3 protein-coding genes are annotated in these 1,472 nt (G+C 24.4%); all 3 read right to left on the bottom strand.

From position 1 onward, the window contains the following. Positions 1–450 (bottom strand): hypothetical protein (locus AJ888_RS00125; RefSeq protein ID WP_070296079.1); only part of this gene is annotated, 450 nt, incomplete at its 3' end. Beyond that, entirely contained in the window at positions 451–942 is a 492-nt protein-coding gene (locus tag AJ888_RS09090) for a hypothetical protein (protein ID WP_180371164.1), read from the bottom strand. Continuing rightward, positions 939–1,364, bottom strand: coding sequence for a hypothetical protein (locus AJ888_RS00115; protein WP_044794538.1), 426 nt, complete (start codon positions 1,362–1,364; stop codon positions 939–941). The genes AJ888_RS09090 and AJ888_RS00115 overlap by 4 nt, the downstream gene beginning before the upstream one ends. Between the last annotated feature and the right edge of the window lie 108 nt (positions 1,365–1,472).

The raw sequence follows: 1,472 nt of genomic DNA, 5'->3' as shown, positions 1-1,472 counted from the left end.
ATTACACACAAACCCTATAAACCAACTTAATTTTTTGTGTTTTTCTCCTGTGCTATAACATTTAAATAAATAAGCTTGCAATAAACAAGGAAGTATAAAAAATGTGATTATAAAAAAAATAAAAGTTATACCGCCTAAAAAATCAAAATAATTATGTGCTTTATACTCTTGTGGTGATAATTTTTCAATTTCTGGAGGATCAAGCAATACAAGCCCTCTAGAAGTTTCAAGATCATAAGTAAGATAAAATATGATAACAATAGCCATAAAAAAGATAATAAAAGATATTAAAAAATAAGATTTTACAAATTCTTTTATGTTAATTCTCATCCAATAATTTAAAATAGAAAAGGCAATAAGCACAGATAAAGCTATAAGATAAAATTTTGTGATAACAGCAATGGATAGCAATGAACCTACAAAAATAGAAAATGTAATATCTTCTCCCATTTAAACTCTTGTATTATAAAGTACATTATAAGCTTTATCTTTAAAATCAAGTTTAGTGATAAAATCCTTACTATAAAGTTTAAAATCCAAACCATAAGGAGTGAATTTTTGATAATCTTGATAATCTTGATTGTAAATATAGTATTGTTCGGTTTTTGGGGATTGTAGAATATCAGCAAAGGTTATTTGTGGTATAATATATATCTTTGGTTTATAAGTTTCCATCTGTCTTGTAGAACCCCAAAAACCATCATTGAATTCATTAGGCTCTTTAGCTTCATACCATTTTTGATCTATCTTATCCCATTCTTTGTTTTTAAGATATTCTTGTCTTAATGTTTCATCTGCTTTATCAAGCTCATCAGGACTTTTGCCTTTGGTAAGTCCTAAGAAAGCATGGGTGAAATCTTCTCTTTGCCAGTAACACTGATTTTTAAAATCCAAAAAACATTCTACCAATGGATCAATATAAATCGTAACATAATATTTCATTTATAAAATCCTCCTAATAACTCAAATATATATACCATAGCCACTAAAAAAATATATCCACATAAAAAAGTTATTAAAATTCTCCAAGCTCTTAAAAAGATAAAAATTATAGGTGCAAAAATAAAAAATAAAATTTTAAAATTATAGATAAACTCATGATATTTCATATATATAAATATTAATATCACAAGCAACAATAATGCAAAAAAATTTTTAATATAAAGCATATTCAATATAAAAATAAATAACATAATAAATAAAATAGTGAATTGATCATAATTATTACTGATATAAAAATATACCATAGGAATGATAAAAATCCCTACACTACATACAAACCAAGCAATTTGCCCACTTGATATATTGTCTATTCCTTTGCTTTCTAGTTTTTCTTTGAGTTTAGAATAAATAGGAATTTGCAAATTTACTCCTAATATAGATAAATTGTTTTATTATAACCAATCTACTTAATACTTTTAATTAATTTAAATTCTTTGTTTTTAAGATATTCTTGTCTTAATGTTTCATCT

This window comes from Campylobacter sp. BCW_6467, assembly GCF_001762855.1.
Lineage (GTDB): Bacteria > Campylobacterota > Campylobacteria > Campylobacterales > Campylobacteraceae > Campylobacter_D > Campylobacter_D jejuni.
Note: the sequence above shows the minus strand (reverse complement) of the source record. Positions and strands in the feature narration are given on the sequence as shown.